The organism is Pseudomonas sp. FGI182 (assembly GCF_000511325.1).
Classification (GTDB): domain Bacteria; phylum Pseudomonadota; class Gammaproteobacteria; order Pseudomonadales; family Pseudomonadaceae; genus Aquipseudomonas; species Aquipseudomonas putida_Z.
In genome coordinates this window covers 5,803,640-5,824,702 of the sequence record NZ_CP007012.1, presented here as the reverse complement: position 1 = coordinate 5,824,702, position 21,063 = coordinate 5,803,640, and the positions used below count along the sequence as shown (strand labels likewise).

Below are 21,063 nucleotides of genomic sequence, written 5' to 3'. Positions count from 1 at the left end.
CAGGCGTCTGGATGAGCGGCGGCGCGGTGGCCATGGCAGTGATCATGACCGTTGGCCTGCTGGCGGTGATTGCCGTGCGCGGCCTGGGCCACTTCTGGCCGGCCGATCTTGTCCAGGCCACCTACAAGGTGCCGGGCCAGGCCGACCACGTCGTCATTGGCGAAGTGGTGCAAAAGGAAGAAGTACCCCGTGCCCGCCTGAAGGGCGCCGGCCTGCCAGTGCCTGACCAAGGCCCGGAGTTCATGACCCGTGAGCTGATCAAGGTGGGCAACCGCGACCTCAACGGCAGCGACTTCACGTGGGTGGTCGGCGACTGGCTGGTCGACGAAAAGCACCCGACCGACCTGATCGCCCTGGAGCGTCGCGAGTGGGGCAACTTCTACGGCTACCTGGTCAGCGTCAAGGAAGAAGGCCGCGTGGTCGCCGAAGGTGTTGCCGCCTGGGCCGAGCTGCAGGCTCGCCTCAAGCGCGCCAACCAGCTCAACAGCGAACTGCAAAGCCTCGAGAAGAAAGACATCGGCGCCATCAACCATGGCCTCGAGCGCCTGCGTCTGCAGGCGCGCAAGCTGGAGCTGGACGGCAAGCTGGACGCCGCCGCCCAGGCTGACATGGACGCCGAGCGCGCCGAGCTGAACAGCCGCTACAAGGCCATCGAAGACCGCCTGACCGGCCTGCACCAGGCCTTCGCTCGCGACAGCCTGGTGGCCCGCGATGGCAACGGCCGTGAAGTGGAAATCAACCTCAGCAAGGTGGTGCACGCCATCCAGCCGAACGCCATGTCGGGGTTCACCAAGCTGGGCGCCTACTTCACCAAGGTCTGGGAGTTCCTCAGCGACGACCCGCGTGAAGCCAACACCGAGGGCGGTATCTTCCCGGCCATCTTCGGTACCGTGATGATGACCCTGATCATGGCCGTGATCGTCACCCCGTTCGGTGTGCTGGCTGCCGTGTACCTGCGCGAATACGCCAGACAGGGCCCGGTGACCCGCCTGATCCGCATCGCGGTGAACAACCTGGCCGGTGTACCGGCGATCGTCTACGGCGTGTTCGGCCTGGGCTTCTTCGTCTATGTGCTGGGTGGCTCGATCGACCGCCTGTTCTTCCCCGAAGCACTGCCGGCGCCAACCCTGGGTACCCCGGGCCTGCTGTGGGCATCTTTGACCCTGGCGCTGCTGGCCGTGCCGGTGGTGATCGTGGCCACCGAAGAAGGCCTGGCGCGTATCCCGCGTACCGTGCGCGAAGGCTCGCTGGCCCTGGGCGCGACCAAGGCCGAGACCCTGTGGAAGATCGTCCTGCCGATGGCCAGCCCGGCGATGATGACCGGCATGATCCTCGCCGTGGCCCGCGCCGCCGGTGAAGTGGCACCGCTGATGCTGGTAGGTGTGGTGAAGCTGGCCCCGTCGCTGCCGGTGGACGGGAACTACCCGTACCTGCACCTGGACCAGAAGATCATGCACCTGGGCTTCCACATCTATGACGTCGGCTTCCAGAGCCCCAACGTCGAAGCCGCGCGGCCGCTGGTATACGCCACGGCGTTGCTGCTGGTGCTGGTGATCGCGGCCCTCAACCTCTCGGCCGTGTGGATCCGTAACCACCTGCGCGAGAAGTACAAGGCCCTCGACAGCTGATCCTGATTGCAAGCGTGCCGCCCGTGAGCCGGGCGGCCCTTTGAAACGAATTGTTAGCGTATGGAGTTGACCATGCAGCAAGAATCCCATACCCACGGCATCGACATGTCTGCCCTGGGCCGCGACAAGCAGAGCCTGCGCCTGGCCGAAGAAACCGTAGCCATCGAAGTGCCGGGCCTGAGCCTGTTCTACGGCGACAAACAAGCGCTGTTCGATGTGCAGATGAACATTCCCAAGCAGCGCGTGACCGCCTTTATCGGCCCGTCCGGCTGCGGCAAGTCGACCCTGCTGCGCACCTTCAACCGCATGAACGATCTGGTTGATGGTTGCCGCGTGGAAGGCGCCATCAACCTGTACGGCAACAACATCTACCGCAAGGGCGAAGACGTGGCCGAGCTGCGCCGTCGTGTGGGCATGGTGTTCCAGAAGCCCAACCCGTTCCCAAAGACCATCTACGAAAACGTGGTCTACGGCCTGCGCATCCAGGGCATCAACAAAAAGCGCGTGCTCGACGAAGCGGTCGAGTGGGCGCTGAAGGGCGCGGCCCTGTGGGACGAGGTCAAGGATCGCCTGCACGACTCGGCACTGGGCCTGTCCGGTGGCCAGCAGCAGCGTCTGGTCATCGCCCGCACCATCGCCGTGGAGCCGGAAGTGCTGCTGCTCGACGAACCGTGCTCGGCACTGGACCCGATCTCGACCCTGAAAGTCGAGGAACTGATCTACGAATTGAAATCCAAGTACACCATCGTCATCGTGACCCACAACATGCAGCAGGCGGCCCGTGTTTCGGACTACACCGCGTTCATGTACATGGGCAAACTGGTCGAATTCGGGGATACCGACACCTTGTTCACCAACCCGGCGAAGAAGCAGACCGAAGACTACATCACCGGTCGCTACGGCTGATCGCCGCTCCGGATAGGTACCTGGCCCCTGTGGGAGCGGGTTTATCCGCGAAGCAGGCGCCGCGGTGTCTGGCACCGGCTTCGCCGGTGTTCGCGGGTAAACCCGCTCCCACAGACCAGGGAACGAGACGAACAAATTGAAGCTTGCAGCTTCTTCGCGGAGCGAACGATGATCAACAAAGAAAGCCTTACGCATCACATTTCCCAGCAGTTCAACGCCGAGCTCGAAGAGGTGCGTAGCCACCTGCTGGCCATGGGCGGCCTGGTTGAAAAGCAGGTCAACGACGCAGTCACTGCGCTGATCGAAGCCGACTCGGGCCTGGCCCAGCAAGTGCGCGAAGTCGACGAGCAGATCAACCAGATGGAGCGCAACATCGACGAGGAGTGCCTGCGCATCCTCGCCCGTCGTCAGCCGGCGGCCTCCGACCTGCGCCTGATCATCAGCATCTCCAAGTCGGTGATCGACCTGGAGCGCATCGGTGACGAGTCGACCAAGATCGCCCGTCGCGCCATCCAGCTGTGCGAGGAAGGCGAGTCGCCGCGCGGCTATGTCGAGGTGCGTCACATCGGCGATCAGGTACGCAACATGGTCCGCGACGCGCTGGACGCCTTTGCCCGCTTCGACGCCGACCTGGCGCTGTCGGTGGCCCAGTACGACAAGACCATCGACCGTGAATACAAGACCGCCCTGCGTGAGCTGGTGACCTACATGATGGAAGACCCGCGCTCGATCTCGCGGGTACTGAGCGTTATCTGGGTCCTGCGTTCGCTGGAGCGTATCGGCGACCATGCGCGCAACATCTCCGAGCTGGTGATCTACCTGGTGCGCGGCACCGACGTGCGTCACATGGGCCTCAAGCGCATGACGGCAGAAGTGCAGGGCACTGCTGTTTCCGACGGCGAAAACGCTAATGTTCCGGCCGAACCTGACGATAAGTAAGGTTGCTCCCGAGCATCGACGCCCGGCCTTGGCCGGGCGTTTTCGTTTGCGGTCGAGGAGCCGGCAGGCACCCGCGAACGATGTGAAGAAGTCCCGGCGTGACCAGGTTGTAGCAAGTGGCCATTATTCGGCGGTAGGCTAGTCGGGATTCAGAAGGAGTATCGATGAGTAAAGTGAATGTGCTGGTCGTGGATGACGCCCCGTTTATCCGTGACCTGGTCCGCAAATGCCTGCGCAATGCCTTCCCGGGCATGACCATCGACGACGCCGTCAACGGTCGCAAGGCGATGGCCATGCTGGGCAAGGAAGCGTTCGACCTGGTTCTGTGCGACTGGGAGATGCCGGAAATGTCCGGTCTGGAACTGCTCACCTGGTGCCGCCAGCAGCCTGAGTTGAAGAACCTGCAGTTCATCATGGTGACCAGCCGTGGCGACAAGGAAAACGTCATCCAGGCGATTCAGGCGGGCGTTTCCGATTTTGTCGGCAAGCCGTTCACCAACGAACAATTGCTGACCAAGGTGAAAAAGGCCCTGACCAAGATCGGCAAGCTCGACAGCCTGATGGCCAGCGGCCCGGCACGGGTCAACTCGGCGTTCGCCAATGACTCGCTGAATGCACTGACAGCCGGCAAGCCTGAAGCGGTGAAGGTCACGGCGCCAGCGCCGGCACCTGCACTCGCCAGGCCAGTGGCCAATGCCCCCCGGCCCGCCGCTCCTGCGCCGACCGGCCGTGGCCAGGGCCAGTTGCGCCTGGCCGGCGGCATGCAGCCATGCGTGATCAAGGCGCTGAGCCTGAAAGAGGCCCTGCTGGTGGTGCGCCGTGGCGAAGCGCTGCCTCAAGTGCTGGAAGGCGCAGTGCTGGACCTGGAGCAGGGCGAGAACGCCGAAGTCGCGCGCCTTAACGGCTACCTGCATGCCGTCGCGGCACTGGAACCCAAGCCTGACAGTGACTGGTTGCAACTGACCTTCAAGTTCGTCGACCAGGATGCCCAGAAGCTCGACTACCTGTCGCGGCTGATTGCCCGCGGGACGGCGCAGAAGCATTTCACCCCGGGCGCCTGACCGCAGCCTCACACCGCACTTTTTGTAGGAGCAGCCTTGTGCTGCGAATGGCTGCGGAGCAGCCCCCAGGCATCAATGCCGCCGCAAGCATTGCCGGGGCTGCTTTGCAGCCCATTCGCAGCACAAGGCTGCTCCTACAAAAAACTGCGCACCCCAGGGCCATCCGACCAACTGTCATACCCGCCGCAAAACCCCCTGCTAGGCTTCGACAAATCATAACTGTCAAAAAGCCACTATCATGCCCGCCCGCCTGCTGCTGTTCTGTGCATTGCTCATGGCCTCGGCGTCGAGCCTGGGCATGACTATCTACGAGATCACCGATGATGGCCGCGTGACCTCCTATTCCGACCGGCCCGGCCCCGGTGCCAAAACCTTTGTGCGGCGCGTACCTATGGTTGAGGTGCCCGAAGGCCAGGTTCTGCTGAACGCGATAACCTTCAACGGCGGCGTGAGCTTTTCGGCCCGCAACCAGCTACACGTGCCAGTGGAGGTGGAGTTGCGCCTGGACAACCTGGTGAATGCACAAGGTGGCAATGCCCCGCGTACCGTGCGCCGGGTACTGCCGCCGCGCACCACGCAAATGCTAAGCGTGCTCAGGGGGCGCCCCGGGATGCTGCTGAACTACCGCTCGACCCTGCTACAGGCCATGGGCGACCCGGGCAAGCGGCCCCAGGGCTTCCGCTATGCATTCCCTTGGATTGGCGGGCCGTTCCGCGTGACCCAGGGCCCCAATGGCCGGGTCAGTCATTTTGGGCCCAAGGGGCGTTACGCCATGGACATCGCCATGCCCGAAGGCACCACCATCATCGCGGCGCGGGAAGGGGTGGTGGTGAAGACGGAGAACAGCCAGAGCGGGCGCGGCCCCAACCCCTCGGGCAATTTCGTCAGGATCCTGCACCCGGACGGCACCATGGGCGTGTACCTGCACCTGATGCGCGGGTCGGTGGTAGTGGCGGAGGGGCAACGAGTGCGGCAGGGGCAGATGCTGGCCAAGTCGGGCAATACCGGCAACAGTACCGGGCCTCACCTGCATTTCGTGGTGCAGCGCAATGTGGGGTTGGCGCTGGAGTCGATACCTTATCGGTTCGACAGGCCGATCGGAGGGTTGCCTGACTTCACTGCGGGTAACCCTTGAGATTTTGGGGCCGCTTTGCGGCCCCATCGCGACACAAGGCCGCTCCTACAGGGATACGCGAACCCCTGTAGGAGCGGCCTTGCGTCGCGATGGGCTGCAAAGCAGCCCCCTTGCCCTCAATCCAGCTTGAGCACCTTGGCCAGCACGATCTTCGGCCCTTTCATCTTCTTGATGATGATGCGCAGCCCTTCGACCTCCAGCACTTCCTCTTCTTCAGGCACGCGCTTGAGCGTCTCGTAGACCAGCCCGGCGAGGGTTTCTGCTTCGATATGGTCAAGGTCGACGCCCAGCAGGCGCTCGACCTTGAACAGCGGCGTGTCGCCACGCACCAGCAGCTTGCCCGGCTGGTAGGCGAGGATGCCGCGCTCGGTCTTGCGGTGCTCGTCCTGGATGTCGCCCACCAGCACTTCCAGCACGTCTTCCATGGTCAGGTAACCAATCACCTTGCCATCGGCTTCCTCCACCAGCACGAAGTGCGCGCCGCCCTTGCGGAACTGCTCCAGCAACTGCGCCAGCGGCATGTGCCGCGACACGCGCTCCAGTGGCCGTGCCAGGTCGTCGAGGTCGATGGTTTCGGGCAGGTGCTCGAGTTCGGCCAGCTCCAGCAGCAGGTCCTTGATGTGCAGCAGGCCGGTGAATTCTTCACGCTCGGCGTCGTACACCGGGTAGCGGCTGAACTTGTGGCGGCGCACCAGGGCCAGGATCTGCTTCAACGGCGCATGGGCGTCGATGCTGACCATGTCCTCGCGCGAGTTGGCCCAGTCGACCACCTCCAGCTCGCCCATTTCCACGGCCGAGGCCAGCACGCGCATGCCTTGGTCGCTCGGGTCCTGGCCACGGCTGGAGTGCAGGATCAGCTTGAGCTCTTCACGGCTGTAGTGGTGCTCGTGGTGTGGGCCGGGCTCACCCTGGCCGGCAATGCGCAGGATGGTGTTGGCGCTGGCATTGAGCAGGTAGATGGCCGGGTACATCACCCAGTAGAACAGGTACAGCGGCACGGCGGTCCACAGCGACAGCAGCTCGGGCTTGCGGATGGCCCAGGACTTGGGCGCCAGCTCGCCGACTACGATGTGCAGGTACGAGATGACGAAGAAGGCGACGAAGAACGAGATGGCCTTGATCAGCTCGGGCGTGTCCACGCCCAGGTAGGCCAGCAGCGGCTCGAGCAGGTGGGCGAACGCTGGTTCACCGACCCAGCCCAGGCCCAGCGAGGCGAGGGTGATGCCCAGTTGGCAGGCCGACAGGTAGGCGTCGAGCTGGTTGTGTACCTTGCGCAGGATGCTACCACGCCAGCCATGCAGCTCGGCGATGGACTCGACGCGGGTGGCGCGCAGCTTGACCATGGCGAACTCGGCGGCAACGAAGAAGCCGTTGAGCAGCACCAGGAGCAAGGCAAAGATGATCATGCCGAAATCGGCGAATAACGAGGTGAGGCTGATACCAGGGGAAGGGTCCATGATGGAGTTTTTACGGGGTCCGTCTTCGAGATAGAGAGAAAAAAAGTGCCAGCTCTTGCTGGCACAGGGGGTCCAATGTAGCGGCTGGGGCCGTAAAAGCAAAGGGCGATGGATTCTTTGGGGGCGCTTTGCGCCCCATCGCGACACAAGGCCGCTCCTACAGGAGACCGCGATCCCGTGTAGGAGCGGCCTTGTGTCGCGATGGGCTGCAAAGCAGCCCCCGAGGCCCTCAAGCCTTGCCGTTGGCCAATTGTGCCGGCGCGAAATGACAGGTAAAGGTACTGCCATGCCCCGGCACGCTGCTGATCTCCAGCTTGCCGCGGTGGCGCATCAGCACATGCTTGACGATCGCCAGCCCCAGCCCGGTGCCGCCGGTATTCGACGCACGGCTGGAATCGACCCGGTAGAAGCGCTCGGTCAGGCGTGGCAGGTGCTTGGCATCGATGCCCACCCCCGAGTCCTGAACCGACAGGTGCGCGCCCTGGGCATCGGCCCACCAGCGAATACGGATGCTGCCTTCGTCCTGGGTGTACTTGACCGCATTGAACACCAGGTTGGAAAAGGCACTGCGCAGCTCCGACTCGCTGCCTTTCAGCTGCACGCCGGGCGCGGCTTCCAGGGTGATGCGCTGGTTGCGGGGCCCGGACAGGGCCTGGGCGTCGTTCTTGATCGCTGCGAGCAAGGCATCGACCGCCACTGGCTGGTTGTCCGACGGGTAGTCGGTGGCCTCCAGCTTGGCCAACAGCAGCAGGTCGTTGAGCAGTGTCTGCATGCGCGAGCCTTGCTGGCTCATCTGCTGCAGGGCTCGGCCCCAGCGCGGGTTCACGTCTTCGACGTTGTCCAGCAAGGTTTCCAGGTAGCCGGTGATGACCGTCAGCGGCGTGCGCAGCTCGTGGGATACGTTGGCGACGAAGTCCTTGCGCATCTGCTCCAGCTGGTGGATGCGGGTAACATCGCGCACCAGCATCAGGTGCTCGTTGTTGCCGTAGCGGGTGATGTGCAGCTGCACGCGCATGCGGTCGTTGATCGGCGAGGGGATTTCCAGCGGCTCGAGGTAGTTCTCCGCCTCGAAGTATTCCTTGAAGCGCGGGTGGCGCACCAGGTTGGTCACCTGCTGGCCGCCGTCCTGTGGGGTCTTGAAGCCCAGCAGGGTCTCGGCGGCGCGGTTCCACCATTCCAGGTTGCCGTCACTGTCCAGCATGATCACCGCGTCACGCAGCGCGGCGGTAGACTCCTGCACCCGGTCGATCACCGCCTGCAGGCGGCCGCGCACGCGCTGGTCGCGGCGTTGCAGGTGATAGATGCTGTCGAACACTTCGCCCCACAGGCCGTAGCCATCGGGCGGTGCTTCGTCGGGTTGGTGGTTGCGCAGCCAGTCATGCAGGCGCAGCAGTTGCTTGAGGGTCCAGCCCAGGTAGAGCGCCAGGCCGATGGCCAGGCTCCAGCCATAGTAGCCGCTCACCAACCCGCCGATCAGGCAGACGGTAATCAGCAGCAGCAGGTGGCGAATCAGGGTCGCGTGCCAGTTCTGGTTCAATTGACGGTCCTTGTACAACGACGTGCAGCTTGGCGCTTTTCAGCTCGATCAGCTCTTGGTCGAGAAGCGGTAGCCGGTGCCCCGGACGGTTTGTACCAGATTTTCGTAGGCTTCACCCAGCGCCTTGCGCAGGCGGCGGATGTGTACGTCGACGGTGCGCTCTTCGACATAGACGTTACCGCCCCACACCTGGTCCAGCAGCTGGCCACGGGTGTAGGCGCGCTCCTGGTGGGTCATGAAGAACTGCAGCAGGCGGTATTCGGTAGGGCCCATCTCGGCCGGCTTGCCGTCGATGGTCACGCGGTGGCTGATCGGGTCGAGCAGCAGGCCGCCGACTTCGATCGGTGCCTCGCTATCGCTCGGGCCGGTGCGGCGCAGCACGGCTTTCAGGCGGGCGACCAGTTCACGCGGCGAGAACGGCTTGGTGATGTAGTCGTCGGCGCCCACTTCCAGGCCCTGGATCTTGTTGTCCTCTTCACCCTTGGCGGTGAGCATGATGATCGGGATGTCGCCGGTCAGCTCGTCGCGCTTGAGGCGGCGGGCCAGCTCGATGCCGGAGGTGCCCGGCAGCATCCAGTCGAGCAGGATCAGGTCCGGTTTGCGGTCGACGATGATCGCGTGGGCCTGTTGGGAGTTTTCCGCTTCCAGGCAGTCATAGCCGGCCATTTCCAGGGCAACGGCGATCATCTCGCGAATTGGTGCTTCGTCGTCGACGATCAGAATGTTCCTGCCAACCATGCTCAAAACCTCTCCTGGATACGGTGTCTTGGCCCGCATTAGATAACGGAATTATTGCAGCTGTGTGACAGGGTGTTGGCCGTTCTGGCGACATTCCATGACTGAACTAGGCTTGAAAGGGCCGTAGTTGTGGCAACCAGAACTCAATCCCCCCGAAACAATGGTGAATCCAATGACACGACAAACGCTGAGCTGGATGGCCCTTTTCACTGCGCTGGCGCTCCCGGGGGTGGCCTTGGCCGACCATGCGATGGAGAAGGGCGGGATGTTGGTCGATCATGCCGGCATGACCCTGTACACCTTCGACAAGGATGCGGGCGGCAAGTCGATGTGCAATGGCGAATGCGCCAAAAACTGGCCGCCGCTGATGGTCAAGGCCAATGACGAACCGGCCAAGGACAAGTGGACAGTGGTGATGCGCGATGATGGCAGCAAGCAGTGGGCCTATGACGGCAAGCCGCTGTACACCTTCGTCAAGGACAAGAAGGCCGGCGATATGACCGGTGACGGCATGAAGGACGTCTGGCACGTTGCCAAGCCTTGAGATTGCCGGGGCCGCTTTGCGGCCCTCTCGCGACACAAGGCCGCTCCTACAGGAATGCGCGATCCCCTGTAGGAGCGGCCTTGTGTCGCGATGGGCTGCAAGGCAGCCCCAGAATCCTCAGCGCAATGCGTAATCCAGCACCACCCCGATGAACACCAGCATCCCCGCCCAGTGATTGTGCAGAAACGCCTTGAAGCACGACTCCCGGTCCAGTTTGCGCGTCGCCCAGTACTCCCAGGCAAAGCACGCCGCCGCGCCCAGCAGCCCCAGGTGGAACCAGCCACCCAGCTCGAAGCGGCTGCCGGCCAGCAACAGGCAGCCCAGCGACAGCAGCTGCAAGGTCAGGATGATGGTGCGGTCTGCGTCGCCGAACAGGATAGCGGTCGACTTCACGCCTATCTTCAGGTCGTCATCACGGTCGACCATGGCGTAGTAGGTGTCGTAGCCCACCGTCCACAGCAGGTTGGCGATATACAGCAGCCAGGCGCTGGCCGGCAGCTCGCCACCCGCTGCGGTGAAGGCCATGGGAATGCCCCAGGAATACGCCGCCCCCAACACCACCTGCGGGTAATAGGTGTAGCGCTTCATGAACGGGTAGCAGAACGCCAGTGCCACCGCACCGAACGACAGCCAAACCGTGCGGCTGTTGGTACACAGCACCAGCAGGAAGCTCACTCCGACCAGGATGGCGAACAGCGCCAGCGCTTCGCGCGGGCGGACCCGGCCGCTGGCCAGGGGGCGGTCGGCGGTGCGTTTGACGTGGCCGTCCACCTTGCGGTCGGCAAAGTCGTTGATGCAGCAACCTGCGGCGCGCATCAGCACCACACCGAGGCCAAAGATCAGCACGTTGGCCAGGGTTGGTGAACCGTTGCCAGCAATCCACACCGCCGACAAGGTCGGCCACAGCAGCAGGTAGATACCAATCGGCCGGTCCATGCGGCTGAGCTGGACGAAGTCCCAGGCCCGTGGGTGCAGGCGGTTGAGCGACTTGAGCAGTTGCAGGTACATCAGCGGTTTTCCTCCTTGGCCGCTTGCCACAATGCTGGCAGAAACACCTCTGCCACCAGCAGGTCCAGGCCGCCACGTTCGAAGCGCGAACGGCGGCCCCACAGCGCCGCTTGGGCGGCTTCGCCCGGCAGCCAGGCCTGTGGATAACTGCACACCTCGATGGGGTGGCGGATGAACGCCTGGTCGCAGAACAGCAATTCGCCCAGCGAACGGCTGCCCAGGGTTTCCAGGTCCAGCCCGCCGCGCTCCAGGGCGCTGCGGCTGGCGACGCTGCGGGCGAACACCCAGGGTTGGCCATGGCCGCGCAGGTAAACCTCACGCACCCAGCCTTCGGCGCCAGCGGCGATGCCCAGTGCCTGGCATTCGTCATCGCGCAGCGGCTGCCAGCCCTCGAACAGCGGGGTGACGGAGAAGTGATCGTTAGACAGGCGGGTCAGGCGGCGGGTCAGCGAGCCCTCGTCGAACAGCCAGTCAAGGGTGGGCTGGTCGATGTCGGTCGCCAGCTGTGAATACGGCAGCCACGCGACAGCGGCTGCTTGCGGGGATTCGTACGACACGTCGGTCTGCTTGTTACAACCAGAGAGGCGGCGAGCTTAGCATGATTGCCCCGACTGCTTGCATACTGCCGACAGGGCCGCTACAAAGCCCCACGAATTGCGCGCTGGCCTCTTCGCGGGCGCGCCCGCTCCTACAGGTTATGCACAATGCCTGTGGGAGCGGGCATGCCCGCGAAGAGGCCATCAGCAGCAACACAACGCTCCAGCCTGAACCGAGGAAACCCACCCCCATGAAAAAGTGGCAATGTATTGTCTGTGGCCTGATCTACGACGAAGCCGAAGGCTGGCCCGACGACGGCATCGCCCCCGGCACCCGCTGGGAAGATGTGCCTGAAGACTGGCTGTGCCCCGACTGCGGCGTGGGCAAGAGCGACTTTGAAATGATCTCCATCGGCTAATCGAGGAAAGCACGACATGACGTCCCCTGTGGTAATCATCGGTACCGGCCTTGCGGGCTACAACCTGGCCCGTGAATTTCGCAAGCTCGATGCGCAGACGCCGCTGCTGCTGATCACCGCCGATGACGGTCGTTCCTACTCCAAGCCCATGCTGTCCACCGGCTTTGCCAAGCAGAAGGACGCCGACGGCCTGTGCATGGCCGAGCCGGGCGCCATGGCCGAGCAACTGAATGCCGAGATTCGCACCCATACCCGCATCAGCGGCATCGACCCGGGCCACAAGCGTTTGTGGATAGGTGAAGAGGCGGTGGAATACCGCGACCTGGTGCTGGCCTGGGGCGCGCAGACGGTGCAGGTGCCGATCGAAGGTGATGGCGGCGATCGAGTGTTCCCGATCAACGACCTGGAAGACTACGCGCGCTTCCGTGCCGCCGCCGTCGGCAAACAGCGCGTGCTGATCCTCGGTGCCGGCCTGATCGGCTGCGAATTCGCCAACGACATGAGCCTGGGCGGCTTCCAGGTCGATGTGGTGGCGCCGTGCGAGCAAGTCATGCCGACCCTGCTGCACCCGGCTGCTGCCACTGCCGTGCAGGCCGGGCTGGAAGGCCTGGGCGTGCGCTTTCACCTCGGCCCGGTACTGACCCGCCTGCAGCAGGTGGCCCAGGGCCTGGAGGCGCACCTGTCCGACGGCAGCGTGATCGCCTGCGACCTGGTGGTTTCGGCCATCGGCCTGCGCCCGCGCACCGACCTGGCCGCAGCCGCTGGCCTACAGACCAATCGCGGCGTTTGCGTGGACCGCCAGTTGCGCACGTCCCACGCCAACATATTCGCCCTTGGCGACTGTGCCGAAGTCGATGGCATCAACCTGCTCTATGTGATGCCGCTGATGAGCTGTGCCCGGGCCCTGGCGCAAACCCTGGCCGGCAAGCCGACAACGGTCGCCTACGGACCGATGCCGATCACCGTGAAAACCCCGGCCTGCCCGCTGGTGGTCTCGCCGCCGCCCCAGGGCCACGAAGGCACCTGGCAGGTAGAAGGGCAGGGCAGTGACCTCAAGGTGCTCTGCCTTGATGCAGAGGGCAAGCTGCTGGGCTACGCCCTCACCGGGGCGGCCGTGATGGAAAAGCTGGCCCTGAATCGCCTGCTGCCGGCCGTGATGGCGTAAATAGCTGGCGTTCTGTCGGATTTATCCTGTTGTTGCTTGCACAATGGCCGCCCAGATACTGGCGCGGCCCCTGTGCACGTGCCATCCTCACTTCCGTCTGCCGCAGATTAGAGCCTGCGGTGCCTTGAGCGCTGCTCCCAGGGCAGCACGGCATAACAACAAGAATTCCGTCAAAGAGGCTTCACTATGCGCAAACCAGAACTCGCCGCCGTCATCGCCGAAAAGGCCGATCTGACCAAGGAAAAGGCCAATCAGGTTTTGAACGCGATTCTCGACAGCATCACGGGTGCCCTGGACAAGGACACCGTGACCCTGGTCGGTTTCGGCACCTTCGAAAAACGTCATCGCGGTGCGCGTACCGGCAAGAACCCGCAAACCGGTGAACCGGTCAAGATCAAGGCCAGCAATACCGTGGCTTTCAAGCCAGGCAAGAACCTGCGCGACAGCGTCAACGCCCCCGTCAAGCCGGCCAAGAAAGGCAAGTGATCGCTCCCTGACAACCCCAGTGTCAGCCAAGCGGGCGCCCCAGGGCGCCCGTTGTGCTTTCTGCAGGCAAAATGTTTCGAACTTGCATAAATAGTTCCGGAAAAGGATAGACTGCGCGCCTTAGTCACTTTTAATTCGAGGCGCGTTGATGAAGTTCCGCTTTCTTCTCTGGGCCATGGGGCTGTTGATGGCCAGGGCCAGCCGCAACAACCCGGCATTCCAGCAGCAGCTCAAGGGCAAGGACCTGGTGTTCCAGATGCAGACCCTGGACGGCAAGGTCGCCCGGCACTTCATCGTCAACAACGAACGCGTCAGCAGCAAGGGCGGCGCGCACCCGCAGCCGGCGTTCGCCATTGCCTTCAAGGACGCCGCCTATGGCTTCGCCACCATGCAGGCAGGTAACAAGCAGTTGGCGTTCATGCAGGGGATCCAGGACAAGCACATCCAGATCAAGGGTAACCCGGCGCTGGTGATGTGGTTCCAGGGGTTGATGAAGTACCTGAAGCCGAAGAAGAAGGGCTGAAACTCAATAGGCCTGCTGACTCATACCCTGTGGGAGCGGGTTTACCCGCGAACACCGGCAACGCCGGTGCCATGCACCGCGTCGCGATCTTCGCGGGTAAACCCGCTCCCACAGGGGCCAATCATGTCAGTGCGGTGTGTGGAACTGCGAAGCCAGCTCACGCAGCAGGCTCTCTGCCTCGAGCACCTTGTTCACCACATCCTCGGCCTTGTCCCGGGTAATCCCCAGCCGTTCCAGCAACTCGTCTGGAATTTCCTGCTGCGGCCCCGAGCCAATCCCCCGCGAGCGCAGCAGGCGGGTGGCCAGGCACACCAGGTTGGGGAACGCCGAAAACTCGCCTTCATAGGCAGGGTCGTGCTGGAAGCGCAGCGCGGTGGACAGCTCTTCCGGCATGTCCCACAGCTTCATCAACCAGGCACCGATCTGCTCGCGGCTGATGCCCAGCAGGTGTTGTTCCACGTAGGTGTGGCACAAGTGCGGGTTGACCTCCAGGTGGCGGCAGATCAGCGAGAAGTGCGGCGGGAAAACGTGCGCCAACAGCAGGTAGCCAAAGTTGTGCAGCAGCCCGGCCAGGTAGGTCAGGCCGGCCTCGGGGCGCTCGGCCCGTGGCATGGCGCGGGTCAGGCCTTCGATGATCGCGGCGGTGTAGATCGACTGCTGCCAGTACGGCGTGGCTTGCTGCGGGTGGTCTTTCGGCAGGCTCAGGGTCTTGCCCAGCGCCAGGCCCAGGGCCAGGTTGATCACCAGATCGAAGCCCAGCACACGCACGATGGCATCTTCTACCGAACGGATCTTGCCAGGTGAGGCGTAGTAGGGCGATGCCGCCCAGCTCACCACCTGTGCTGCCAGCGCCGGGTCGGTTTCGACCACGCCGGTGATATCGTCGATGCTGGCGTTGGGGTCTACCCGCAGCTTGATGATCTTTTGCGCGGTGTCGGCCAGCGGCGGGATTTCGATGGTTTCTTCCAGGCGCTTCTGGATGCGCCGGGCAGTGAAGGCCTGGACGGCGTTGGTGATTTCCCGGGTGTCATCATCGGGGCGGTCGAGGTTGGGGCTGATGGCCTCGGCTTCCTGGCCGAAGCTGCTGGCGCTGGCCTTGACCAGCATGCGCTTGAAGTGCGCGCGTTCGATTTCCAGCAGCAGGCCGGCTTCGCCAGACTGGATAAACACTTTATCGGCGTCGAGCAGGCTCTTTTCGTACTGGCACGGCGAGCTGGTCAGCGCCGGGATGCCCGGCAGGGCCTTGAGCTGGTGCTTGTCCAGCATCTGCTTCAGGCGTGGCACCGACACCGCGGTGAGCTTGCGCCCGGTCAGTTCGGCGAGGCGGTTGAGGTCCAGCAGCTGGCTCTGCGGGAACAGCACCATCAGGGCGCCGACCTCGTCGTCGAGCAGCACGGCCTGTACCCGCGACGCTGCCGGCAGGTGCGGATGTTCGACCACCTCGCGGTAGGCCACGCCGAGTTTGTCGAGCAGCAGCCGGATGACCGAGGGAGCGTGTGGGGTTGCGGTGTCCAGGGCAACTTCAGTCATGGTCCGTATCCACTGATTCTTTTAAACGCGAAGTATAACCAGCCTGGGGGCAAAACTGGATCCATTATGGGACCAGCGTCACACTTGGCCATATTGCTGGCCATGACGCAGCCAGCGATCGAGCAGTGGGCTGACGTGCTCCGGCCAGCGTGCGATCAGGGCCTGGGCGGCGTCGCGCACGGCCGGCAGCAGGTCGGCGTCGCGCATCAGGTCGGCGACCTTGAACTGCAACAGGCCGGTCTGGCGGGTGCCGAGCATCTCGCCCGGGCCACGCAGCTCCAGGTCCTTTTCGGCGATGATGAAGCCGTCGTTGGTTTCCCGCATGATCCCTAGCCGCTCGCGGCCGATCTGCGACAGTGGCGGGTGGTACAGCAGCACGCAATGGCTGACGGCGCTGCCCCGGCCAACCCGGCCGCGCAGCTGGTGCAACTGGGCCAGGCCCAGGCGCTCGGGGTTCTCGATGATCATCAGGCTGGCGTTGGGCACGTCCACGCCCACCTCGATGACCGTGGTGGCGACCAGCAACTGCAGGTTGCCGGCCTTGAACTCGGCCATGATCTCGGCCTTTTCCGCCGGCTTCATGCGCCCGTGGATCAGCCCCACCCGCAGCTCGCCCAGGGCACTGCCCAGCTCCTCGTAGGTGCTTTCGGCGGCCTGGCAGGTCAGCTCTTCGGATTCTTCGATCAGGGTGCACACCCAATAGGCCTGGCGCCCTTCGGCGCAGGCGGCGCGCACCCGCTCGACCACTTCGAAGCGGCGGCTGTCGGCCACCAGCACGGTGTTCACCGGGGTGCGCCCGGGTGGCAGTTCGTCGAGCACCGAGGTGTCCAGATCGGCATAGGCGCTCATGGCCAGGGTGCGCGGAATGGGCGTGGCGGTCATGATCAGCTGGTGCGGGCACAATTCCCCGGCCACGCCCTTCTTGCGCAGGGCCAGGCGTTGCTGCACGCCAAAACGGTGTTGTTCATCGATGATCGCCAGGGCCAGGTGCTTGAACTTCACCTCTTCCTGGAACAGCGCATGGGTGCCAACCACCATTGGCGCACCGTTGGCGATCTGTTCCAGGGCGCCTGCCCGGGCCTTGCCCTTGAGCTTGCCGGCCAGCCAGGCCACTTCGATGCCCAGCGGTTCGAGCCAGCGCTTGAAGGTGATGTAGTGCTGTTCGGCGAGGATCTCGGTGGGCGCCATCAAGGCCACCTGGTAGCCGGCCTCCAGGGCCTGCAGCGCGGCCAGGGCGGCGACCACGGTCTTGCCGGCACCCACATCGCCCTGCACCAGGCGCATCATCGGCTCGTGCTGGCTGAGGTCGTAGGCAATTTCGTTGGCCACCCGCTGCTGCGCGCCGGTCGGCTGGAAGCCCAGGTTGGCCAGGTACTGCGCCTGCAGGCGCTGGGCCTTGGGCAGCACCGGCGCGCGCAGGCTGCGCAGGCTTTCGCGCAGGCGTTGCTGCGACAGCTGGTGGGTCAGCAGTTCTTCGAAGGCCAGGCGGTGCTGGGCCCAGTGCTGGCCTTCGGCAAGCTCGTCGAGGTCGGCGTCGGCCGGCGGGTTGTGCAGGTAGCGGATGGCATCGTCCAGCGGCGCCAACTGGTAGTCCCGGGCCAGTTCGTCGGGCAGCCAGTCCGGCAGGCTGCGCGGGCCGAGCAGGCCCAGGCTCTGCTGGCACAGCAGGCGCAGGCGTTGCTGGGTAAGGCCTTCGGTGGACGGGTAGATCGGCGTCAGGGTCTGCTCGACCGGTGGCGGCGGCTCGTCGCCGTTCAGTGCGCGGTATTCCGGGTGGTAGATTTCCAGGCCCGAGGCGCCGGGGCGGGCTTCGCCGTAGCAGCGCAGGTGAGTACCACGCTTGAGGCCTTCCTTCTGCGCGTTGCTGAAGTGGTAGAAGCGCAGGCTCAGCACGCCGCTGCCGTCACCCAGGCGCACCACCAGGCTGCGGCGCTTGCCCATGGTCACGTCGGCGCCGCTGACCACGCCCTCGATCACCGCGTCCTGGCCAGGGCGCAGCTGGCCTATCGGCACCACGCGAGTGCGGTCCTGGTAGCGCAGGGGCAGGTGGAACAGCACGTCCTGCAGGTTCTCCAGGCCGACCTTGGCGAGTTTCTCCGCCATGGCCTCGCCAACCCCCTTGAGTACCGTGACCGGGACCTTCGACAGCTCACTCATGACTCAGGCCGGTTGTTCCGCAGGGGCTTTGGCGACCGAGCACAGGCGGATCGAGTCGGCGAGGATCTCGATGGCCTTCGGCCGCGGGAAGCTGGCGCGCCAGGCGATGGCCACGGTGCGGAATGGTGCCGGTGCGGTCAGTGGGCGGACCTCGATGACGCCGGGGGCGTAGTGGTGGCTGTGCACCGCCGACAGCGGCAGGATCGACACGCCAAGGCCCGAGGCCACCATGTGGCGGATGGTTTCCAGCGAGCTGGACTCGACCGTGGTGTGCTTGGAGCCTTCACCGCCCTTGTTCAGCGTTGGGCAGGCTTCCAGCACCTGGTCGCGGAAGCAGTGGCCTTCACCGAGCAGCAACAGGCTTTTGTCATTGAGCATGGCGGTGTCGATGGTCTTTTTCGCCGTCCATGGGTGGTCGGCCGGCATCAGGGCGCAGAACGGTTCATCGTACAGCGGCAGGGTCAGCACGTCGGCTTCGTTGAACGGCAGGGCGATGATCACCGCATCCAGTTCGCCATTGCGCAGCTTTTCGCGCAGTACATGGGTGAAGTTTTCTTCGATGTACAGCGGCATTTGCGGCGCCACGCGGTGCAACTGAGGGATCAGGTGGGGGAACAGGTACGGGCCGACGGTGTAGATGGCACCGACCTTGAGCGGGGCGGTCAGCTGGTTCTTGCCGGCCTGGGCCAGCTCGCGAATGCCCTGGGCCTGCTCCAGTACCTTTTGCGCCTGGGCGACGATGCTTTCGCCGACCGGGGTCAGGCGGACCGCGCTCTTGCTGCGCTCGAAGATCAGCACGCCAAGCTCATCCTCGAGCTTCTTCACACCGACCGACAGGGTCGGCTGGCTCACGTGACAGCGTTCGGCGGCATGGCCGAAGTGCTGTTCCTGGGCGAGTGTGACGATGTAGCGTAATTCTGTGAGGGTCATAACGTGCGTCCATGAAGTTGCGAGCCCAGCATAGCGGCTGCAATCGATAGACGCACGTTATCAGACTTGCCGATTTGTGACAGAAACAAAAGTCTCAGCGGCGGTCCAGCGAGTAGACGAACGGTGCCACGACTTCGATCGTGCCATTGTTCAGCAACTCGGGTGGCGGTTTGGGTACCGTGCCGGCCCGACGGATCATTTCCAGCGTCGCCCGGTCCAGGGCGGCACTACCCGAGCCACCGGCCATGGAGTACGACACCACCTTGCCTTCGGCGTCGACCACGAAGCGCAGGCGGTTGATGCCCTGCAGGCCGCGACGGCGCGCGTCTTCCGGGTAACGCTTGTACTTGGCCAGGTGACGCAGCAGGTCGCTCTGCCAGGTCGGCAGGGCGTTGCTGTTGGACGCAATGCTCGGCGCCGGTGCCGCGGACTTCTGCGGTGGCGTGTTGCTGGGCGGTGCGTCTACCGTTTGTTCGGTCGGCGGTGCTTCCTTCGGCGGTTCAGGCTTTTTCTCGGGCTTGGGCGGCTGTGGCTTGGCCTTTGGCTTGGGCGGCTTGGGAATGGCGATCTTGGGCTTGGGTGCCTCGGCCAGCTTCGGCAGCGGCGGTTCCTCGACCGGCGCCGGTGGCTGCGGCGCCGCTTTCGGGGGCGGTGGTGGCGCAGGCTCCGGCAATGGCGCCAGCTCGACCATCATGGCTGCCGGTGGCAGTTCGATGGCCTGGGGCACCGACCAGTTGAGCGTCAGCAGCACGGCGACCACGTGCACGCCCAGCACGATCGCCAGGCTGCCACCGTAGCGCGCCATGTTAGAGCGCGTTTTTGTCATTTCTTGGCTGCCGTCTCGAGACCTACCAGACCGACTTTCAGGTAGCCGGCCGCGCGCATGTTGTTCATCACTTCCATCAGATCACCGTAATCCACGCCTTTGTCAGCCTGGAAGAAGATGGTGGTTTCCTTGTCGCCCTTGGTCTTGGCATCGAGCATCGGGCCAAGCTGGTCGGGGGCAGGGACCTGATCGTCGCCGACGTACAGCTTCTGGTCGGCCTTGACGCTGACGAACACCGGTTTCTCGGGCCTCGGCGCCGGCTTGGCGGTCGAGGCCGGCAGGTCGACCTTGATGTCGACCGTGGCCAAGGGGGCTGCGACCATGAAGATGATCAGCAGCACCAGCATCACGTCGATGAACGGCGTAACGTTGATTTCGTGGTTTTCGGCGAGGTCGTCGCCACCTTCGTTGAGATGCAGGCCCATGGCTTACCCCACTTTCACCATGTGCGGGGCGGCGCGCTCGCTGCCCTGGTGGTCCAGGTCACGGCTGACCAGCAGCAGCACCTGGGCGGAGGCGTCGGACACCTGGGCCTTGTAGCCGGCGATGGAGCGGGCGAAGACGTTGTAGATGACCACGGCCGGGATTGCGGCGACCAGGCCCAGGGCGGTGGCCAGCAGGGCCTCGGCGATACCCGGGGCAACCACGGCCAGGTTGGTGGTCTGGGTCTTGGCGATGCCGATGAAGCTGTTCATGATGCCCCATACGGTACCGAACAGGCCGACGAATGGCGCAGTGGAGCCGATGGTGGCGAGTACGCCGGTGCCGCTGCTCATGGTGCGGCCGCTGGCGTGTACCAGGCGCTCCAGGCGGAAGCTGACGCGCTCCTTGATGCCTTCTTTTTCGCGGGCGTTGGCCGACAGGCGCATCTCTTCGAGGGCGTCGTGGACCAGGGTGTGGGCCAGGGTGCCTTCCTTGTTGGAAACGTCGCTGGCTTCCTTGAGGCTGGCGGACTTCTTCAGCAGGGCAATTTCACCACGCAGGCGACGCTTGGCGCCCATCAGCTCGAAGCCTTTGGCGATCCAGATGGTCCAGGTGATGATGGAGGCGATGGCCAGGCCGATCATCACCGCCTTGACCACCACGTCGGCGTTCTTGTACATGCCCCATGGGGACAGGTCGTGGGCCATGCCCAGCGAGGTGTCTTCAACCAGGGCTTCGACGCTCGGGTCTGCAGCGACCGGGGCATCAACCGGGGTGGCGGCAACTGCGTCGGCAGCCGGTGCTGCGGCTGGGGCAGCGGCCGGCGCAGCTGGTGCAGTAGCGGCAGCAGGCGTGGCAGCATTGGCGGTTGGCTCATCGGCCATGGCCACCGGGGCCAGCACCAAGCTGAGCGTCAGCGCGGCGATGGCGCGCCAGGCGCGCGACGGGGTTGGCGAAGCGGAAGGTTGAGTACGTGTCATGCTGGCCGGACCTGATGAAGAATAAAGTGAACGTTCTCCAAGGCCTCGAGGTAGGCCGAGAACAATTTGGCGGCCATTATTGCAAGTAATTCTTGTTAACAAAAGTAATCTTGTTGCTTTTTTCGCCTATGGTCT

21 protein-coding genes are annotated in these 21,063 nt (G+C 64.1%); 10 read left to right on the top strand and 11 right to left on the bottom strand.

The features are described 5' to 3' along the window. Positions 1 to 11: 11 nt before the first annotated feature. The 5 genes from pstA to C163_RS25640 all read left to right on the top strand — a co-directional run bounded on the left by pstA (position 12) and on the right by C163_RS25640 (position 5,669). Entirely contained in the window at positions 12 to 1,628 is a 1,617-nt protein-coding gene (gene pstA, locus C163_RS25660; RefSeq protein ID WP_170929259.1) for a phosphate ABC transporter permease PstA, read from the top strand. 72 nt (positions 1,629 to 1,700) lie between these two features. Beyond that, positions 1,701 to 2,534 (top strand): phosphate ABC transporter ATP-binding protein PstB, encoded by an 834-nt coding sequence (gene pstB / locus C163_RS25655; RefSeq protein ID WP_003258171.1) that lies wholly within the window; start codon positions 1,701 to 1,703, stop codon positions 2,532 to 2,534. Between the two features lie 168 nt (positions 2,535 to 2,702). Next, positions 2,703 to 3,473: a phosphate signaling complex protein PhoU gene (gene phoU, locus C163_RS25650; protein WP_013974818.1), complete on the top strand. Its 771-nt coding sequence runs from the start codon at positions 2,703 to 2,705 to the stop codon at positions 3,471 to 3,473. A 164-nt stretch (positions 3,474 to 3,637) separates the two neighbouring features. Continuing rightward, positions 3,638 to 4,534, top strand: a complete 897-nt coding sequence (locus C163_RS25645; protein WP_025341128.1) for a response regulator — start codon at positions 3,638 to 3,640, stop codon at positions 4,532 to 4,534. A gap of 238 nt (positions 4,535 to 4,772) precedes the next feature. Further along, complete coding sequence (locus C163_RS25640; RefSeq protein WP_013974816.1) at positions 4,773 to 5,669, top strand: M23 family metallopeptidase; 897 nt, start codon at positions 4,773 to 4,775, stop codon at positions 5,667 to 5,669. A gap of 116 nt (positions 5,670 to 5,785) precedes the next feature. Here C163_RS25640 and C163_RS25635 read toward each other — a convergent pair whose 3' ends face one another. The 3 genes from C163_RS25635 to phoB form a co-directional block, all read right to left on the bottom strand. Continuing rightward, a complete protein-coding gene (locus C163_RS25635) occupies positions 5,786 to 7,126 on the bottom strand; it encodes a hemolysin family protein (protein ID WP_013974815.1) in 1,341 nt (446 codons plus the stop codon). A 229-nt stretch (positions 7,127 to 7,355) separates the two neighbouring features. Further along, a complete protein-coding gene (phoR, locus tag C163_RS25630) occupies positions 7,356 to 8,663 on the bottom strand; it encodes a phosphate regulon sensor histidine kinase PhoR (RefSeq protein ID WP_025341127.1) in 1,308 nt (435 codons plus the stop codon). A gap of 48 nt (positions 8,664 to 8,711) precedes the next feature. After that, positions 8,712 to 9,401 (bottom strand): phosphate regulon transcriptional regulator PhoB, encoded by a 690-nt coding sequence (gene phoB, locus C163_RS25625; protein ID WP_003253341.1) that lies wholly within the window; start codon positions 9,399 to 9,401, stop codon positions 8,712 to 8,714. A 172-nt stretch (positions 9,402 to 9,573) separates the two neighbouring features. Between phoB and C163_RS25620 the strand changes: the two genes are divergently transcribed. After that, positions 9,574 to 9,945 (top strand): hypothetical protein, encoded by a 372-nt coding sequence (locus C163_RS25620; RefSeq protein ID WP_025341126.1) that lies wholly within the window; start codon positions 9,574 to 9,576, stop codon positions 9,943 to 9,945. 117 nt (positions 9,946 to 10,062) lie between these two features. On the opposite strand, the gene ubiA is transcribed toward C163_RS25620, so the two are convergent. Continuing rightward, entirely contained in the window at positions 10,063 to 10,953 is an 891-nt protein-coding gene (gene ubiA, locus C163_RS25615; protein WP_025341125.1) for a 4-hydroxybenzoate octaprenyltransferase, read from the bottom strand. Then, positions 10,953 to 11,510 (bottom strand): chorismate lyase, encoded by a 558-nt coding sequence (locus C163_RS25610; RefSeq protein WP_025341124.1) that lies wholly within the window; start codon positions 11,508 to 11,510, stop codon positions 10,953 to 10,955. The genes ubiA and C163_RS25610 overlap by 1 nt, the downstream gene beginning before the upstream one ends. A gap of 230 nt (positions 11,511 to 11,740) precedes the next feature. Between C163_RS25610 and C163_RS25605 the strand changes: the two genes are divergently transcribed. The 4 genes from C163_RS25605 to C163_RS25590 all read left to right on the top strand — a co-directional run bounded on the left by C163_RS25605 (position 11,741) and on the right by C163_RS25590 (position 14,082). Beyond that, a complete protein-coding gene (locus C163_RS25605; protein ID WP_003253349.1) occupies positions 11,741 to 11,908 on the top strand; it encodes a rubredoxin in 168 nt (55 codons plus the stop codon). Positions 11,909 to 11,924: 16 nt separating this feature from the next. Further along, positions 11,925 to 13,073 carry an NAD(P)/FAD-dependent oxidoreductase gene (locus C163_RS25600; RefSeq protein WP_025341123.1) on the top strand — a complete coding sequence of 383 codons (1,149 nt, stop codon included), beginning with the start codon at positions 11,925 to 11,927 and terminating at the stop codon, positions 13,071 to 13,073. A gap of 186 nt (positions 13,074 to 13,259) precedes the next feature. Then, a complete protein-coding gene (locus C163_RS25595) occupies positions 13,260 to 13,559 on the top strand; it encodes an HU family DNA-binding protein (protein ID WP_013974808.1) in 300 nt (99 codons plus the stop codon). A 148-nt stretch (positions 13,560 to 13,707) separates the two neighbouring features. Next, complete coding sequence (locus tag C163_RS25590; protein ID WP_025341122.1) at positions 13,708 to 14,082, top strand: SCP2 sterol-binding domain-containing protein; 375 nt, start codon at positions 13,708 to 13,710, stop codon at positions 14,080 to 14,082. A gap of 126 nt (positions 14,083 to 14,208) precedes the next feature. Here C163_RS25590 and C163_RS25585 read toward each other — a convergent pair whose 3' ends face one another. From C163_RS25585 to exbB, 6 genes are all read right to left on the bottom strand, one after another. Further along, positions 14,209 to 15,612 (bottom strand): aminoacyl-tRNA deacylase and HDOD domain-containing protein, encoded by a 1,404-nt coding sequence (locus C163_RS25585; RefSeq protein WP_025341121.1) that lies wholly within the window; start codon positions 15,610 to 15,612, stop codon positions 14,209 to 14,211. A gap of 78 nt (positions 15,613 to 15,690) precedes the next feature. Then, on the bottom strand, positions 15,691 to 17,769 hold the full coding sequence (recG, locus tag C163_RS25580; RefSeq protein WP_025341120.1) for an ATP-dependent DNA helicase RecG: 2,079 nt from the start codon (positions 17,767 to 17,769) through the stop codon (positions 15,691 to 15,693). Positions 17,770 to 17,772: 3 nt separating this feature from the next. After that, positions 17,773 to 18,699, bottom strand: a complete 927-nt coding sequence (locus tag C163_RS25575) for a hydrogen peroxide-inducible genes activator (protein WP_013974805.1) — start codon at positions 18,697 to 18,699, stop codon at positions 17,773 to 17,775. A 94-nt stretch (positions 18,700 to 18,793) separates the two neighbouring features. Next, complete coding sequence (locus C163_RS25570) at positions 18,794 to 19,525, bottom strand: energy transducer TonB (protein ID WP_016489831.1); 732 nt, start codon at positions 19,523 to 19,525, stop codon at positions 18,794 to 18,796. Then, positions 19,522 to 19,950, bottom strand: a complete 429-nt coding sequence (exbD, locus tag C163_RS25565; RefSeq protein ID WP_013974803.1) for a TonB system transport protein ExbD — start codon at positions 19,948 to 19,950, stop codon at positions 19,522 to 19,524. Before exbD ends, C163_RS25570 begins: the two co-directional genes overlap by 4 nt. Positions 19,951 to 19,953: 3 nt before the next feature. Further along, a complete protein-coding gene (exbB, locus tag C163_RS25560) occupies positions 19,954 to 20,928 on the bottom strand; it encodes a tonB-system energizer ExbB (protein WP_025341119.1) in 975 nt (324 codons plus the stop codon). Positions 20,929 to 21,063: the final 135 nt, after the last annotated feature.

What these genes read in the sequence shown, in the direction of transcription:
- pstA (WP_170929259.1), top strand. Translation starts at nt 12, where the DNA reads ATGAGCGGCGGCGCGGTGGCCATGGCAGTGATCATGACCGTTGGCCTG.
- pstB (WP_003258171.1), top strand. Translation starts at nt 1,701, where the DNA reads ATGCAGCAAGAATCCCATACCCACGGCATCGACATGTCTGCCCTGGGC.
- phoU (WP_013974818.1), top strand. Translation starts at nt 2,703, where the DNA reads ATGATCAACAAAGAAAGCCTTACGCATCACATTTCCCAGCAGTTCAAC.
- C163_RS25645 (WP_025341128.1), top strand. Translation starts at nt 3,638, where the DNA reads ATGAGTAAAGTGAATGTGCTGGTCGTGGATGACGCCCCGTTTATCCGT.
- C163_RS25640 (WP_013974816.1), top strand. Translation starts at nt 4,773, where the DNA reads ATGCCCGCCCGCCTGCTGCTGTTCTGTGCATTGCTCATGGCCTCGGCG.
- C163_RS25635 (WP_013974815.1), bottom strand. Translation starts at nt 7,126, where the DNA reads ATGGACCCTTCCCCTGGTATCAGCCTCACCTCGTTATTCGCCGATTTC.
- phoB (WP_003253341.1), bottom strand. Translation starts at nt 9,401, where the DNA reads ATGGTTGGCAGGAACATTCTGATCGTCGACGACGAAGCACCAATTCGC.
- C163_RS25620 (WP_025341126.1), top strand. Translation starts at nt 9,574, where the DNA reads ATGACACGACAAACGCTGAGCTGGATGGCCCTTTTCACTGCGCTGGCG.
- ubiA (WP_025341125.1), bottom strand. Translation starts at nt 10,953, where the DNA reads ATGTACCTGCAACTGCTCAAGTCGCTCAACCGCCTGCACCCACGGGCC.
- C163_RS25605 (WP_003253349.1), top strand. Translation starts at nt 11,741, where the DNA reads ATGAAAAAGTGGCAATGTATTGTCTGTGGCCTGATCTACGACGAAGCC.
- C163_RS25600 (WP_025341123.1), top strand. Translation starts at nt 11,925, where the DNA reads ATGACGTCCCCTGTGGTAATCATCGGTACCGGCCTTGCGGGCTACAAC.
- C163_RS25595 (WP_013974808.1), top strand. Translation starts at nt 13,260, where the DNA reads ATGCGCAAACCAGAACTCGCCGCCGTCATCGCCGAAAAGGCCGATCTG.
- C163_RS25590 (WP_025341122.1), top strand. Translation starts at nt 13,708, where the DNA reads ATGAAGTTCCGCTTTCTTCTCTGGGCCATGGGGCTGTTGATGGCCAGG.
- C163_RS25585 (WP_025341121.1), bottom strand. Translation starts at nt 15,612, where the DNA reads ATGACTGAAGTTGCCCTGGACACCGCAACCCCACACGCTCCCTCGGTC.
- recG (WP_025341120.1), bottom strand. Translation starts at nt 17,769, where the DNA reads ATGAGTGAGCTGTCGAAGGTCCCGGTCACGGTACTCAAGGGGGTTGGC.
- C163_RS25575 (WP_013974805.1), bottom strand. Translation starts at nt 18,699, where the DNA reads ATGACCCTCACAGAATTACGCTACATCGTCACACTCGCCCAGGAACAG.
- C163_RS25570 (WP_016489831.1), bottom strand. Translation starts at nt 19,525, where the DNA reads ATGACAAAAACGCGCTCTAACATGGCGCGCTACGGTGGCAGCCTGGCG.
- exbD (WP_013974803.1), bottom strand. Translation starts at nt 19,950, where the DNA reads ATGGGCCTGCATCTCAACGAAGGTGGCGACGACCTCGCCGAAAACCAC.
- exbB (WP_025341119.1), bottom strand. Translation starts at nt 20,928, where the DNA reads ATGACACGTACTCAACCTTCCGCTTCGCCAACCCCGTCGCGCGCCTGG.